The 13,585-nt window shown below is 70.4% G+C and carries 13 protein-coding genes; 12 read left to right on the top strand and 1 reads right to left on the bottom strand.

Annotated elements, in window-relative coordinates; translation table 11 throughout:
- Window positions 1-111 precede the first annotated feature (111 nt).
- Window positions 112-1,305, bottom strand: a complete 1,194-nt coding sequence (locus ABZ434_RS00410) for an RtcB family protein (protein ID WP_359130976.1) — start codon at window positions 1,303-1,305, stop codon at window positions 112-114.
- 170 nt (window positions 1,306-1,475) lie between these two features.
- Between ABZ434_RS00410 and ABZ434_RS00405 the strand changes: the two genes are divergently transcribed.
- The 12 genes from ABZ434_RS00405 (at window position 1,476) to ABZ434_RS00350 (ending at window position 13,544) form a co-directional block, all read left to right on the top strand.
- The gene (locus ABZ434_RS00405; RefSeq protein ID WP_359130975.1) at window positions 1,476-2,327 is read left to right on the top strand and encodes a DUF3558 domain-containing protein; all 852 of its coding nucleotides are present in this window, start codon (window positions 1,476-1,478) and stop codon (window positions 2,325-2,327) included.
- Between the two features lie 127 nt (window positions 2,328-2,454).
- The gene (locus ABZ434_RS00400) at window positions 2,455-3,246 is read left to right on the top strand and encodes a DUF3558 domain-containing protein (RefSeq protein ID WP_359130974.1); all 792 of its coding nucleotides are present in this window, start codon (window positions 2,455-2,457) and stop codon (window positions 3,244-3,246) included.
- Window positions 3,247-3,415: 169 nt separating this feature from the next.
- Complete coding sequence (locus tag ABZ434_RS00395; RefSeq protein WP_359130973.1) at window positions 3,416-4,852, top strand: DUF2637 domain-containing protein; 1,437 nt, start codon at window positions 3,416-3,418, stop codon at window positions 4,850-4,852.
- A 417-nt stretch (window positions 4,853-5,269) separates the two neighbouring features.
- Complete coding sequence (locus ABZ434_RS00390) at window positions 5,270-6,322, top strand: SMP-30/gluconolactonase/LRE family protein (RefSeq protein ID WP_359130972.1); 1,053 nt, start codon at window positions 5,270-5,272, stop codon at window positions 6,320-6,322.
- Window positions 6,319-7,755 (top strand): MFS transporter, encoded by a 1,437-nt coding sequence (locus ABZ434_RS00385; protein ID WP_359130971.1) that lies wholly within the window; start codon window positions 6,319-6,321, stop codon window positions 7,753-7,755. Before ABZ434_RS00390 ends, ABZ434_RS00385 begins: the two co-directional genes overlap by 4 nt.
- 125 nt (window positions 7,756-7,880) lie before the next feature.
- A complete protein-coding gene (locus ABZ434_RS00380; protein WP_359130970.1) occupies window positions 7,881-8,891 on the top strand; it encodes an AfsA-related hotdog domain-containing protein in 1,011 nt (336 codons plus the stop codon).
- Window positions 8,892-8,900: 9 nt separating this feature from the next.
- Window positions 8,901-9,557: an HAD-IA family hydrolase gene (locus ABZ434_RS00375; protein ID WP_359130969.1), complete on the top strand. Its 657-nt coding sequence runs from the start codon at window positions 8,901-8,903 to the stop codon at window positions 9,555-9,557.
- A 94-nt stretch (window positions 9,558-9,651) separates the two neighbouring features.
- On the top strand, window positions 9,652-10,356 hold the full coding sequence (gene fabG / locus ABZ434_RS00370; protein ID WP_359130968.1) for a 3-oxoacyl-ACP reductase FabG: 705 nt from the start codon (window positions 9,652-9,654) through the stop codon (window positions 10,354-10,356).
- Window positions 10,357-10,435: 79 nt separating this feature from the next.
- On the top strand, window positions 10,436-10,870 hold the full coding sequence (locus ABZ434_RS00365; protein ID WP_359130967.1) for an ester cyclase: 435 nt from the start codon (window positions 10,436-10,438) through the stop codon (window positions 10,868-10,870).
- 70 nt (window positions 10,871-10,940) lie between these two features.
- Window positions 10,941-11,207 carry an acyl carrier protein gene (locus ABZ434_RS00360; protein WP_359130966.1) on the top strand — a complete coding sequence of 89 codons (267 nt, stop codon included), beginning with the start codon at window positions 10,941-10,943 and terminating at the stop codon, window positions 11,205-11,207.
- Entirely contained in the window at window positions 11,200-12,423 is a 1,224-nt protein-coding gene (locus tag ABZ434_RS00355) for a beta-ketoacyl-[acyl-carrier-protein] synthase family protein (protein ID WP_359130964.1), read from the top strand. The genes ABZ434_RS00360 and ABZ434_RS00355 overlap by 8 nt, the downstream gene beginning before the upstream one ends.
- Window positions 12,420-13,544, top strand: coding sequence for a beta-ketoacyl synthase N-terminal-like domain-containing protein (locus tag ABZ434_RS00350; RefSeq protein WP_359130963.1), 1,125 nt, complete (start codon window positions 12,420-12,422; stop codon window positions 13,542-13,544). Before ABZ434_RS00355 ends, ABZ434_RS00350 begins: the two co-directional genes overlap by 4 nt.
- Window positions 13,545-13,585 lie beyond the last annotated feature (41 nt).

Below are 13,585 nucleotides of genomic sequence, written 5' to 3'. Positions count from 1 at the left end.
CACGGAGCTTTCGGCGGGACCGGGCGCCCCTTATGCGGAATCGCCGTCCGGGACCACCATGAGGAGCGGAGCGTGGGCGGATGCCGCCGCAAGACGGACTCCACCCACGCCTCACCCCTTGACGCAGATGATCTGCTTCAGCTTCGCCACGACCTCGACCAGGTCCCGCTGCTGGTCGATGACCTTCTCGATCGACTTGTAGGCGCCCGGGATCTCGTCGACGACGCCGGAGTCCTTACGGCATTCCACGCCCCGCGTCTGGTCCTCCAGGTCCTGCGTCGAGAAGCGCCGCTTGGCGGCGTTCCGGCTCATCTTCCGGCCCGCTCCGTGAGAGGCCGAGTTGAAGGACTTCTCGTTGCCGAGACCCTTCACGATGTACGAGCCGGTACCCATCGAGCCAGGGATGATCCCGAAGTCACCGGAGCCTGCCCGGATGGCCCCCTTCCGGGTGACCAGCAGATCCATTCCCTCGTACCGCTCCTCCGCCACGTAGTTGTGGTGGCAGGAAATGACCGGTTCGAAGGTCACCTTGGCCTTCTTGAATTCCTTGCGGACCACTTCCTGAAAGAGCGCCATCATGACCGCACGGTTGAGCTTCGCGTACTCCTGCGCCCAGAAGAGGTCGTTGCGGTAGTCCTGCATCGGCGCGGTGTCCGCGAGGAAGACGGCCAGGTCACGGTCTACGAGGCCCTGGTTGTGCGGCAGTTTCTGCGCCTGGCCGATGTGGAAGTCGGCGAGTTCCTTGCCGATGTTGCGGGACCCGGAGTGCAGCATCAGCCAGACCGAACCTGCCTCATCGAGACAGAACTCGATGAAGTGGTTCCCCGCTCCCAGCGTTCCCATCTGCTTCGTGGCACGTTCCTGCCGGAATTTGACCGCATCGGCCACCCCGTCGAATCGCGCCCAGAAGTCGTCCCAGCGGGTCGTCGCGAGGCCGTGCAGGCGGCCCGGGTCCACCGGGTCGTCGTGCATCCCGCGGCCCACCGGAATGGCCTGCTCGATCTTCGACCGGAGCGGGGACAGGTCACCGGGCAGGTCGTTGGCGGTCAGCGACGTCTTCACCGCGGACATGCCGCAGCCGATGTCCACACCCACCGCCGCCGGGCAGACCGCCCCGTGCATCGCGATCACCGATCCGACCGTGGCGCCCTTGCCGAAGTGGACGTCCGGCATCACGGCCAGGCCCTTGATCCATGGCAGGGTGGCGACGTTGCGCAGCTGCTGCATGGCGACGTCCTCGACCGAGGCCGGATCGGCCCACATACGGATGGGGACCTTCGCACCCGGCACCTCTACATACGACATAACCCCTCGATTCCCCCGAAAAGACTGAAAGCGCAAAACCGGTGCCAAGGTCGGCAAATGAGTCGGTCGACCGGCAATCACGGCGGCGCGTGCGATAGACATTGTGTCCACCGGCCGCCATCGAGCGGCAACCGCTTTTCGCGCGAAGGGAGCCCAGGACCGTGCGACGAATGGCGTACGTACCAGGCGCCGTGCTGATCGCAGCACTCGTCGCCGGCTGCAGTGCCGGCACCGAAGGCGACGCATCCGCCACCGACAGCAAGCCCGGCACCCTGGCCGCCTCCGCCCTGCCCCCGGGGAAGTACCGCACCCTCCCCGAGGCCTGCCGCGCCATCCCCCTCGCCACCTTGAGGGACCTTCTGCCGGGCGCCGCGCAACTGCCCGAGGCCCAGCAGGAGAAGGTGTACGAGGGCATGCCCGCCGGCACGTTCGACACGGACCGCCGCGTCGGCTGCAGCTGGAAGTCCGACGCACCCGACGCCTCGCGCAGCATCACCATCGATTTCGAGCGAGTCGTCTCGTACGACCCCGCCGTGAGCGACGACGACCGTGCCCGCGAGGTGTACGCGAAGAAGGAGGAGGCCGCCGACATCCCCTCGGTCTCCCTCCCGTCCGGGGACGCGGACAAGGAGACGGCCTCGCCCGAGGGCTCACCGACGGGGGACAAAAACACCGACGGGAAGACCGACGCGACGCCGGACGCCGACGGTGCGACGGGCAGCGCGGATGACACCGGGGGTGATGCCGCGGACGGCGGCACGGCCGGCAGCCCTGCCGAGAACCTTCAGCCCCGCGTCCTCGACAGGCTCGGGGACAGCGCATTTCTGGACGATCTGCTCACCCGGGCAGGTTCTGCCGCACAGCACCGCACGGTGAGCGTGGTATTCCGCACATCGAACGTCATCGTCACCATCGAGTACACCGCACAGCCGGCCCTCCCCACCGAGGTACCCGACAGCAAGGAACTGCAGGAGAAGGCCCAGGCACTGGGCGAGAAGCTGGTCGACGGACTGAGCGAATAACCCCGTCCCCGGCCTGCCGGGGCCGCCCACGGGACTTCCCGGCCGAGGCGGCATCCGGAACCCGTCCGTCGTACCGTGGCCCTCCGGACCACCCGCCCGACCGCCGCGCCACCCGAGTGAAGGAACCATGCACCGATCAGCCCCGCGACTCACCCGCATACTCGCCTGCGCCGCCGTCCCGGTGATGCTCGTCGTCGCCGGCTGCTCGTCGGACTCCGACAGCGCGAAGGACGACGCCTCCTCGTCGTCCGCCGCACCGGACGCGACGAAGACGGAAGCGGCCGTCGCGCCGGCGAAGTTCGCCGAGCTGCCCGACCCGTGCAAGTCGATCACCGCGAAGACGGTCAAGTCCCTGGTCCCCGCGGCCAAGAACAAGAGCGGCACGCGCGGGAAGTCCAGCGACACCGCCGCCCGCGGTGGCTGCTCGTGGAACGGCCTCGACGACAACGGCGTCAAGGGCTCCCAGTACCGCTGGCTCGACGTCGGCTTCACCCGCTTCGCGTCCGACCAGTCCGTGGGCAGCGGCTCCGAGCGCGCCGGGGCGGACTACACGAAGCAGGTCGCCAAGGCCCAGGCGGCCGAGGGTGCGAAGAAGCTCGCCACCGCTCCCGTCGGCTCGATCGGCGAAGAGGCGACCAAGGTCACGTACGACCTCACCAAGACGGGTGAGGACTTCAAGTACGTGACGGTCATCGCCCGTACGGGGAACGTCGTCGTCACCGTCAACTACAACGGCGCCGGCTACGCGGGGGCCAAGACCCCGTCCGCCGCGGACATCCTGAAGGGTGCCGAGAAGGCCGCCAAGGAGGCGGTCGCCGCGGTGTCCGCCGCCAACGACGGCGGACAGCCGACCGGCTCGCCGAAGCCCTCCCGGTCCGCCGAGGCCTCCGCCTCCGCCTCGGCCACGAAGACGGGCTGACCGCCCCCGGCCCCCCACTTCCGACGGAGCCCGATCCTCACCCGGGGACCGGGCTTCGCCCCTCCCCGCGCAACACCCCGCTCCGGCATGTGCCAGGCTGTGCCCGCCAGAACTCGAAGTCGTCCCGCCGGACCGGACGTCGAGACAAAGAATTGGGGAGGGGTCGCGGGTGGCCGCGATGCAGCTGACACGCACTCACCGGATACTCATCGGGCTCGTGGTCGCCGGTGCGGTGCTCATCGCAGCGATCGGTTTCGCGGGCTCGTACGCGGCCGTGCGCGAGCTCGCCCAGCAGAAGGGCTTCGGCAACTTCTCGCTCGTCTTCCCGATCGGCATCGACGCGGGGATCTGCGTCCTGCTGGCACTGGACCTGCTGCTGACCTGGCTGCGCATCCCGTTCCCGCTGCTGCGTCAGACCGCCTGGCTGCTGACCGCGGCGACGATCGCGTTCAACGGCGCCGCCGCCTGGCCCGACCCGCTCGGGGTCGGCATGCACGCGGTCATCCCGGTGCTGTTCGTCGTGTCCGTCGAGGCGGCCCGCCACGCGGTGGGCCGGATCGCCGACATCACGGCCGACAAGCACATGGAGGGTGTCCGCCTCACCCGCTGGCTGCTCTCGCCCGTGCCGACGTTCCGGCTGTGGCGGCGCATGAAGCTGTGGGAGCTGCGCTCCTACGAGCAGGTCATCAAGCTCGAACAGGACCGGCTGATCTACCAGGCCCGCCTCCAGGCCCGCTTCGGCCGGAACTGGCGGCGCAAGGCCCCCGTCGAATCGCTGATGCCGCTCCGCCTCGCCAAGTACGGTGTCCCGCTCGCCGAGACGGGACCCGCCGGACTCGCCGCGGCCGGCATCGAACCCGCCCTGCTGCCGCCGGCCCCGGCCGCCGCCGTGGACAAGGCCACGCAGCCGGAGCTCGCGTACGCGCCTCAGCGGAGCCTCCAGGGCCTGCAGAAGCAGGAGCAGCAGAACCCGCAGGGACAGCAGCCGGCTCAGCAGGAGCAGTACACCGAGACGGTTCCGGGCGAGTGGGCCGAGGAGCAGCAGCCGGTTCAGCAGCCCGCGGAGGGCCCCGGCTCGCATGACAGCCCGTGGTTCGCGGCGCAGGTTCCGGACGGGGCGTACGAGGGTTCGTACAACCCGATGTACGTGGAGGGGCTGGAGCCCACCCCGGTGATGATCCCGTCGGGACCCGGGGGCCGCACCCGGCCGCTGGGCAACGTCGGCACGATCGGTGCGGTGCCCGGTCCGCGTACCGAGCAGATGCCGTCGGCCCCCGGGGCCGGCGGGGCGCAGGACCCGGGGCAGGGCCAGGCGCAGGAGCAGTTCCCCGTGCAGGAGCAGCAGCCGGTGCCTGTCGTCGAGGCTGCCGACGAGTGGGCCGAGGAGTGGGCGCAGGAGGACGCGGAGTTCAGCGAGATCGCCTACGAGGTCTTCGCCGCGTTCGTGACCCAGCACAGCACCTACCCCAGCATCGAGGTCCTCGACATACACCTGTCGGACGGCCACAACGTGCGGCACCCGCGCAGCGCGGCGCTGCTCCGCCAGTTGATCCAGGGCTTCAAGAACCGCTACCACGCCGAACTCGAGGCCGACCACATCGCCTGACCGCGCCGGAGAACGGCACCGTCCACGGCTGAGGGCCGTCACCCGCATCACCGGGGTGACGGCCCTCAGCCGTACGCGTGTGCGCGCGTCACGGCGGTCCGGGAATGTCTCGAAGGAGGCATTCCCGGTACGTCCTAGGTCCTCTACATATCGCGCGGTGGCCGACCTAGATTCGATGGTGTGCCGCAGTGGACGCGCCCCCCGGCGAGTCGCGGCAATGCAACGCAACGCAATGCAATGCACCGCCCCTGCACCGACCGTCGCGCCGGCGGAATTCGATTTCTCCGTGCACATCATTTCCCCTCACTTCACGGAGTCCGGATTCCGCCGGCCCACCATGAGAGGAACACCGTGTCCCGCGCCCTTCCGCTAAGAGCCGCGCTCGCCTCCGCAGCCGTTCTCACGGCGATAGCGCCGATGGCCCTCCCGGCCCCCGCCCTGGCGAATTCGCCCGCCCCGGCGGCTGCTGTCGCCGGCCGTCACGCCGGGCCGGACGTGATCGACACCCGGGCCACCGACGTCTATCCGGAAGGCGTCGCCTGGGACCCCACGCGCCGCGCCTTCCTGGTCGGCTCCGCCCTGGAGGGCACCCTCTCGGTGATCCGGCTGGACGGCACCGTCGAGGAGCTCGCGCCGAGCATCGGCATGGTTTCCACCCTCGGCGTCCGGGTGGACACCGCACGCAATCGCATCCTCGTCGCGTACAGCGACTTCTGGATCCGCCAGCGCCTGGACGTCGGGGATCAGCCCCCGACCTCGGGTGTGGCCGTCTTCGCCCTGGACACCGGCAAGCTGCAGCGTCGTATCGACGTCGCCCAGGGGCTCCCCCGGACGTTCGCCAACGACCTGACCTTCGACCCGCAGGGCAACATCTACGTCACGGACTCCGTGTCGCAGACGTTGCAGCGGATCGACCTCGCGGGCCACGTCAGCCCGGTGGTGAGCGACCCCCGCTTCGCCGCGCAGATCGTCGGTCTGAACGGCATCGTGTGGCACCCGGACGGCTACCTGCTGGCCGTCCGATACGACGACGGCCGGATGTTCCGGATCCGCCCCGACGCCCCGGCCGGCCGCAAGGTGGCCGAGGTGGACCTCGCTGAGCCGCTGGTGGGCACGGACGGCCTGGGGCTGCGTTCCGACGGCTCGCTGGTCGTCGTCACCAACTCCATCGGCGAGGCCGTCGGCGCACCGGGCGGAGTGGACGCCGTCAAGGTCGTGGGCTCCCGCGACGGCTGGCGCAGCGCCACCGTCCGCTCCCGGGTGGAGCCGTGGCCCGTCGGCGGCCCCACGACGGTGGCTGTCACGCCGTACGGCGACTACGTGCTCAGCGGTGAGGTGGGCACGGTTCTGGTCGGCGAGACCTCGGACCGGATCGTCCTGCGCCGCCTTCCGTGCTCGGGCCCCGGGCACCGGGCCACGGGCCACTCCACGAGCAGCACCTCGACGAGCAGCAAGGGGAACATCCGATGACGACAACCAAGAGCCGAGGCGTTCTCTGGGCGTTGGTCGCAACGTCCCTGCCCATGTTCATGGTCTCGCTGGACAATCTCGTCGTCACCAACGCGCTGGCGGAGATCAGCCAGGACTTCGACGTCAAGCAGTCGGAGCTGCAGTGGGTGATGAACGGCTATGTGCTGGCCTTCGCGGGTCTGCTGCTGGCCGGTGCGGCGCTGGGTGACCGGTTCGGCCGGCGCCGTGTGTTCCTGGGCGGCATCGCCCTGTTCACCGCGTCCTCCGTGGCTTGCGCGATGGCCGGTTCGGTCGTGACGCTGGTCATCGCCCGGGTGTTCCAGGGCGCGGGCGCGGCAGCCATCCTTCCGGTGTCACTCACCCTGGCCGTCGGCGCCGTGTCCCGCGCGCAGCGGAACCTGGCCGTCGGTGTGTGGGGCGGCGTCAACGGCCTCGGTATCGCCGCCGGTCCGCTCGCGGGCGGCCTGGTGACCGAGAAGATCGAGTGGAGCTGGATCTTCTGGATCAACGTGCCGGTCGGCGTGATCGCCCTGCCGCTCGCCCTGTGGGCGGTCAGCGAGAGCCGCGGCAAGGAGCGGAGCCTGAACGTCCCGAGCATGGTGCTGGTGACGGCGTCGGTCGTGTCGGCCGTCTGGGGCATCGTGTCGGCCGCCGACCACGGCTGGACCCATCCCACCACCCTGACCGGGCTGTCCCTCACGGTCGTGCTGGCCGTGGCGTTCATCCTGTCCGAGCGGAACAGCAAGCACCCGCTCATCCCCGCTCACATGTACCGCGCGCCGGCCTTCGTGCTGAGCAACGTGGTGTCGATCACGATGTACTTCGGTGTCTTCGGGTCCATCTTCTTCCTCACGCAGTTCCTGCAGGGGCCGATGGGTTACTCCCCCTTCGAGGCGGGTCTGCGGACCATCCCGTGGACGCTGGCGCCGATGTTCGTGGTGCCGGTGGCCAGCCAGTTCGTGGACCGGATCGGCGGCGGAGTGCTCCAGGCCGCGGGCTGTGCCCTGCAGGGCATCGGGCTCGGCTGGATCGCCCTGGTCGTCACGCCCGACGTGGGTTACGGCGCCCTGGTGCCGGCGCTGGCGCTGGCCGGCATCGGTATGGGTCTGGTCTTCGCGGGCAACCCCGCCACGGTCATCTCGGCGGTCCCGGAGAACGAGCAGAACAAGGCCTCCGGTGCCAACAACACCAGCCGCGAGTTCGGCGGTGCGCTGGGTGTCGCCGCGCTCACGACCGTCTTCAGCCGTCAGTTCGCCGACAACACCTCGGGCAATCCGGCCGCGGCGTTCACGGACGGTCTGGAGGCCGCCCTGTGGATCGGTGTGGCCGTGGTGATGATCGGCACGGTGAGCGGCCTGTTCATCAGGCGGAGCGCGGAGCGGGCCGGCGACGACGCGGCCGAGGAGAACCCGGTGTCGGTCCCGGTCGGCTGACCGGACCGAGGAGAACCCGGGGTCGGTCCCGGTCAGTTGACCGGACCGAGGAGAACCCGGGGTCCCGGTCGCTGACCGGACCGCCGCCCGGCTGACCACTGACGAGAACTGGTTCGGAGGAACCGATGACCACCCAGGTGCTGGAAGACGCCACGACGTCCGTGGCTCCTGCCATCGAGTACGGACGCACGATCGAGCGCTCCCTCGCCCACCGCTCCGCGATCTCCGAGGTCTTCGTCACGGACGTCAGGAGCCTGCGGCCGATGGCGGTGACGGCCGGTATCCATCTGCCGCTCACCCACCTCTACTACAGCGACCACCGGCAGCAGCCGAAGCTGCACGACTCCCTGCTGCTGCTGGAGGCGGGGCGGCAGGCGGCGATCGCCGGTTCCCACACCAACGCCGGGGTTCCGGCGGGAACGATGGCGATCGTGCACGCCTTCCAGTTCTCCTTGCGGAACCTGGACGCGCTGCGGATCGGCGGCGAAGCCGGTCCGCCGCGCGTGGACACCGATTTCTTCGGCAAGACCGCACGGCACAGCGGGCGTTACCGCAAGGGCCGGCTGGAGCAGCGGATCTACATGGGTGACGTGCACGTCGGCGACCACTCCATGGACGTGCTCTTCCTCAAGGGGGACGAGAACGAGATCCTGCGGCACGCCCAGCGCGGCACGCCCGCGCCGCTCAGCTCGGACTTCACCGAGGAACCGGGTGCGGTCGGCCGGGTCGCCCCGGAGCTGGTGGGCCGTGACAACCCGTTGAACGTCGTGCTCACGGAGCCGGAGTTCGGCGCGGACTCGGTCACGGCCCGGGTCGCACCGCGCTTCGACAACCCCGCGCTGTTCGACCACGTCTACGACCATCTCCCGGCCATGACCCTGGTGGAGGCGGCGCGCCAGCTGGCGCTGCTGACAGCGGGGGCCGCGGGGGCCGGCTCCGGATCTCTCTGCGCGGTCGGTTACGAGGGCGGGTTCGAGCGCTTCGCCGAACTGGACGTCCCGCTGACCGCGACCGCGACCCCGGCCTCGGCCGGTTCCGGGCAGCACGCGATACGGGTCCGTTTCCACCAGGACGCGCAGGAGATCGCGGAGCTCACCGTCACCGTCGCCGACGTCTCCCACCTCCACGGATCCTGAGGACCTGGCATGCCTGACACGACACCACCCCGACTGGCCGTCTGGTCGGACTTCGGCGGGGTCCTCACCCCTCCGCTCGCCCACACCATGAAGACGTTCTGCGCCTCGATGGGCCTCGACCAACAGGTCCTCGCGCGGGCCCTGGCCACGGTCACGGCCCGGTACGGCACCAGCGACATCATGGAGCCGATCGACACCCCCGTGGTGACCGAGGAGGCGTGGCTCCAGGAGATCGGCGACGTGCTGGAGGCAGAGCACGGCGTCACACTCCGCCTCACCACGATGGCGGACGCCTGGTTCGACGGCCGGGAGACCAACCACGACTGGCTGGCCCAGCTGCGCAAGGCACGGGACCGCGGGGCGTTCGTCGGGATGCTCTCCAACATGGTGCCCGCGTGGGACCCGTACTGGCGGCGCATGATCGAGCCCGACGGGCTCTGGGACGACGTGATCCTGTCGTTCGAGGTGGGCCACCGCAAGCCGTCACCCGGCATGTTCGAACTCGCCGCCCGGCGGGCCGGAGTTCCCGCGGAGCGCTGTGTGCTCGTGGACGACCTCGCGCAGAACTGCGCCGGCGCCGAGGCGGCCGGCTGGCAGTCGGTGCTCTTCCTCGATGCCGAGAGCGCCGGCGAGCAGCTCGCAGCCCTGTGGGACGGCGTCTCATGAGGCGCCCTTCCCCGAGCCCTTCCACGAACCCGACCCCGACCGCGGTCCGGCCCCGGCCGGCAGGTCCGCGGCACTCCACCAGGAGGAAGTGCACATGAGCCGCTCCGTACTCGTCACCGGCGGAAACCGGGGCATCGGGCTCGCCACCGCCCGGGCCCTGGCGGCCGAGGGCCACAAGGTCGCCATCACCCACCACAGCAGCGAAGCCCCGCCCGGCTTCTTCGCCGTACGGTGCGACGTGACCGACCCCGAGCAGGTCAAGGCCGCTGTCGAAGAGGTGTCCATCCAGCAGGGGGCCGTCGAGGTCCTCGTCTCCAACGCGGGGATCACCCGTGACCAGTTGCTGATCGGCATGCCGGAGGACGACTTCCGGGCCGTGATGGAGACCAACTTCCAGGCCGCCGTCACCGTGACCCGCGAGGTCGTCCCGGCGATGATCAAGGCCCGCTGGGGCCGGCTGATCTACATGTCGTCCATCAACAGCATGTCCGGCGCTCCGGGGCAGACCAACTACGCGTCCGCCAAAGCGGCGTTGATCGGTTTCGCCCGTTCGCTCGCCATCGAGCTGGGCCGGCGCAACGTCACCGTCAACGTGGTGGCCCCCGGAATGATCGAGACCGACATGGTCGAGCACGTCACCGACGCCCGCCGGAAGGCGGCCCTGGCCAGGACCGCACTGGCCCGCACCGGCACCCCCGAGGAGGTGGCCGCGGCCGTGCGCTTCCTCGCCGGCGAGGACGCCTCGTACGTGACCGCGGGGGTCATCCCGGTCACCGGCGGGCTGGGCGCCGGGCACTGAGCGGTCCCGCCGGGCCCGCGACCACAGATTTCCGGGGTCTCTCCCCGGGTTCCCTCCCGACCGTTCGAGGAGCAATCAGATGAGCACCGAAGCACTCGACCTCTCCATCAACATGGGCCTGATCTTCAACGACCTGAGCGAGGAGGCCGCCCTGAAGTACGTCGCGGACGACTTCGTCGACCACGAGGCGCAGGCCGGCGTCCCGAACGGCCCGTACGGCTACCTCGGCACCGCGCGCTGGGTGCACAGCGCCTTCGCCGGCGCCAAGTGGGAGCACCTGGACAGCTTCTCCGACGGTGACCGCGCCGTCCTGCGGCTGCGCTTCACCGGCAAGCACACCGGCGACTTCCTGGGCATCGCGGCGACCGGCCGCGACGTGGACGTCGAGCAGAGCCACATCTACCGGATCGAGAACGGCAAGGTCGTCGAGCACTGGGGCTTCCGCCAGGACCTGCTCCTGCTGACGCAGATCGACGCCATCACCCTCACGCCGCCGACCCCGGCCGCCGTCTGATCCGTCCACCCCGATCCCTGAGACCTGTCGCGTTACCCCTTCACGTTCTCTCCTTACGAAAGGACCCATCATGACCGTGCAGACCGTGGAACTGGATGCCGAGCTGCGGATCCGCGTCATCGACATCGTCAACGAGGAACTGGAACTGGAAGACGGTGAACTGACCGAGGACGGCCTGTTCATCGAGGACTACGACAGTGACTCGCTCACGCTGATAACCGTGGTCTCCCGAATAGAGAAGGAGCTCGGCTTCGTCCTCCCCAAGGAGGAGCTGGAGTCCCTGACCACGCTCCGCTCGCTGCTGCTCGCCGTCGAGGGATGCGCGCGGAATGCCTGAGTCGACCTTGCGCCGAGTCGTCATCACGGGGCTCGGAGCGGTCAGCCCGGTCGGAATCGGCGTGCGCGAGTTCGCCGATTCCCTCCGGGCGGGCCGGGTCGGCATCGGGCCGGCCCGCAGCTTCGACGCCACCCCCTTCCCCAGCCGCAAGGCAGCCGAGGTCGACGACTTCGACCCGGCCGCCCTCCTGCACCACCTCGATCCCGACCGCTGGGGCCGCAGCGCGCTCCTGGCCGCCGCCGCCTCCCGGCTGGCGGTCGAGGACTCCGGTATCGACCCCCTGCTGCTCTCCGCCGGCCGGTCCGGCTCGATCATGGGCACCACCAGCGGCGAGTCCGCGGTGGCCCAGAGCCTGGGCGGCCAGTGGGTCAACCAGGGCCTGAAGGGCCTGGAGCCGCGCCTGGTCGGACAGCTGCCCGCCGGACAGATAGCGGGCGCCGTCAACGCCGAACTCGGCCTGAGCGGTGATGCGCAGACCATCCCGACCGCCTGCTCGGCCAGCAACTACGCGCTGGGGTACGCCTTCGACATGGTGCGCCTGGGTGAGGCCGACTTCATGCTGGCCGGCGGTGCCGACTCGGTGAACCGGCTGACCCACGCCGGGTTCTACGCCCTGGGCGCCATGGCCAAGGACCTGCCGCAGCCGTTCGACGCCAACCGCTCGGGCATCATCACCGGCGAGGGCGGGGCCGCGCTGCTGCTCGAACCGCTCGACCACGCACTGGCCCGCGGGGCCCGTATCTACGCCGAGGTGCTCGGGTACGCCGCGAACTGCGACGCCTCCCACATGGTGCACCCGGACGCCACGAGCATCGCGGACTGCATCAAGGCGGCGCACCGCAACGCCGGGGTCGTCCCCGACCAGATCGACTACATCTGCGCCCACGGAACCGGCACACCGACCAACGACGCGACCGAGGTCCGGGCGGTCCGCCAGGTCTTCGGCGACCGGCTGCCGCCGATCAGCTCGATCAAGTCGATGCTCGGCCACACCATGGGCGCCGCGAGCGGCTTCGGCGCCATCGCCTGCTGCACCGCCCTGGAGCAGGGCTTCCTGCCGCCGACCGCGAACCTGGTCGAGACCGACCCGGAGCTGGGCCCCGGCGTGGACTGCGTCCCGGGCCGGGGCAGGGACGCCCGGGTCGAGATCGTCCAGAACCACGGTTTCGCCTTCGGTGGCAACAACGTCATCACCATCCTCGGGAGGTACCTGTGACCACGGCCGCGCCCGTGCAGCCCCTGCCGGTCGTCGGCGTCGGAGTGGTCTCCAGCGCGGGCTACGGGCTGGCGCCCCTGGCCGGGCCGGCGGCCCGGGACTCGGTGCCCGAGCCCGTCGCCGGAGCGGACGCGGCGTACCCGCCGCGTCCGGTGCGGCCGGTCCCCGGCTTCAAGGCCGCCGACCACCTGGGGCGCAAGGGCACCAAGAACCTGGACCGGCTCGCCGGTCTGAGCCTGGTCGCCTGCAAGCAGGCGCTCGAAGCGGCGGGGCCGGCCGCGGCCGGTACGGACCCGGCCAGGACCGGCGTGGTGCTGGCCACCAACACCGGCAGCATCGCGGGCTACTCCGACCTGCTGTACGAGACGCTCACCCTGGACAAGCCCTACCTGATCAACCCGGGCAAGTTCGCGGGCAGCGTCATGAACTGCAGCGCCGGGCAGATGGCCATCCGCCACGGGCTCAAGGGCCTGAACGCCACGGTGGCCGGCGGCCGCAGCGCCAGCCTCTACGCCTTCCGGCACGCGAGGCTCGCCATGGCGGCAGGACGCGCCGAGGAGCTGCTCGTCGGTGGTGCCGAGGAGCTCAGCGCCCCGACGGCCTGGGCGTGGCACCATGCCGGAACGCTGCGGGAGGCCGCTCCGGTCGGCGAGGGCAGTGCCGTCTTCGTCGTCAGGGCCGAGGAGTCGGCCGGGGAGCCCGTCCTCGCTGAGCTGCTGGCCTGCGAGGTCGGCTTCTTCGGCTGGACCGGGGTCAAACGGCGGGCCGGGCTCGACCGCGGTCTGACGAACGGCCTGGTCACCGCCATCAACCGGGCCCTGGAGCGCAGTGGGGTCACCGCACAGGACGTGGCCGACGTGTCCCTGGGCGCCGGTGACCACATCGGGCTCGACCGGGTGGAGGAGCGAGCTGTGCGGCTCGCCCTCGGACACCTGCCGGAGCCGGTGCGGGTCACCGAGGTGCTGGGCGAGACGTACAGCGCGGGCGGTGCCCTGCAGCTCGCGGCACTCCTCGCCCGCTGGCAGAGCTCGCCGGGCAGCCGGGGCCCCCGTATCGGCCTGGTCACCTCGGTCGGCCACGACGGCAACGCCGGTGCGCTCGTCGTACGCGAGCGGGTCTGAGCCCGGCCGGCAGGAAGCCGGCAGCAACCTGAGGGGCCCCG

It is taken from the genome of Streptomyces sp. NPDC005761, assembly GCF_040630635.1.
Classification (GTDB): Bacteria; Actinomycetota; Actinomycetes; order Streptomycetales; family Streptomycetaceae; genus Streptomyces.
This window is presented reverse-complemented; position numbering and strand designations above follow the sequence as displayed.

Excerpts from the sequence above, each read along its gene's own strand:
- ABZ434_RS00410 (WP_359130976.1), bottom strand. The coding sequence starts at position 1,305 with ATGTCGTATGTAGAGGTGCCGGGTGCGAAGGTCCCCATCCGTATGTGG.
- ABZ434_RS00405 (WP_359130975.1), top strand. The coding sequence starts at position 1,476 with ATGGCGTACGTACCAGGCGCCGTGCTGATCGCAGCACTCGTCGCCGGC.
- ABZ434_RS00400 (WP_359130974.1), top strand. The coding sequence starts at position 2,455 with ATGCACCGATCAGCCCCGCGACTCACCCGCATACTCGCCTGCGCCGCC.
- ABZ434_RS00390 (WP_359130972.1), top strand. The coding sequence starts at position 5,270 with ATGGCCCTCCCGGCCCCCGCCCTGGCGAATTCGCCCGCCCCGGCGGCT.
- ABZ434_RS00385 (WP_359130971.1), top strand. The coding sequence starts at position 6,319 with ATGACGACAACCAAGAGCCGAGGCGTTCTCTGGGCGTTGGTCGCAACG.
- ABZ434_RS00380 (WP_359130970.1), top strand. The coding sequence starts at position 7,881 with ATGACCACCCAGGTGCTGGAAGACGCCACGACGTCCGTGGCTCCTGCC.
- ABZ434_RS00375 (WP_359130969.1), top strand. The coding sequence starts at position 8,901 with ATGCCTGACACGACACCACCCCGACTGGCCGTCTGGTCGGACTTCGGC.
- fabG (WP_359130968.1), top strand. The coding sequence starts at position 9,652 with ATGAGCCGCTCCGTACTCGTCACCGGCGGAAACCGGGGCATCGGGCTC.
- ABZ434_RS00365 (WP_359130967.1), top strand. The coding sequence starts at position 10,436 with ATGAGCACCGAAGCACTCGACCTCTCCATCAACATGGGCCTGATCTTC.
- ABZ434_RS00360 (WP_359130966.1), top strand. The coding sequence starts at position 10,941 with ATGACCGTGCAGACCGTGGAACTGGATGCCGAGCTGCGGATCCGCGTC.
- ABZ434_RS00355 (WP_359130964.1), top strand. The coding sequence starts at position 11,200 with ATGCCTGAGTCGACCTTGCGCCGAGTCGTCATCACGGGGCTCGGAGCG.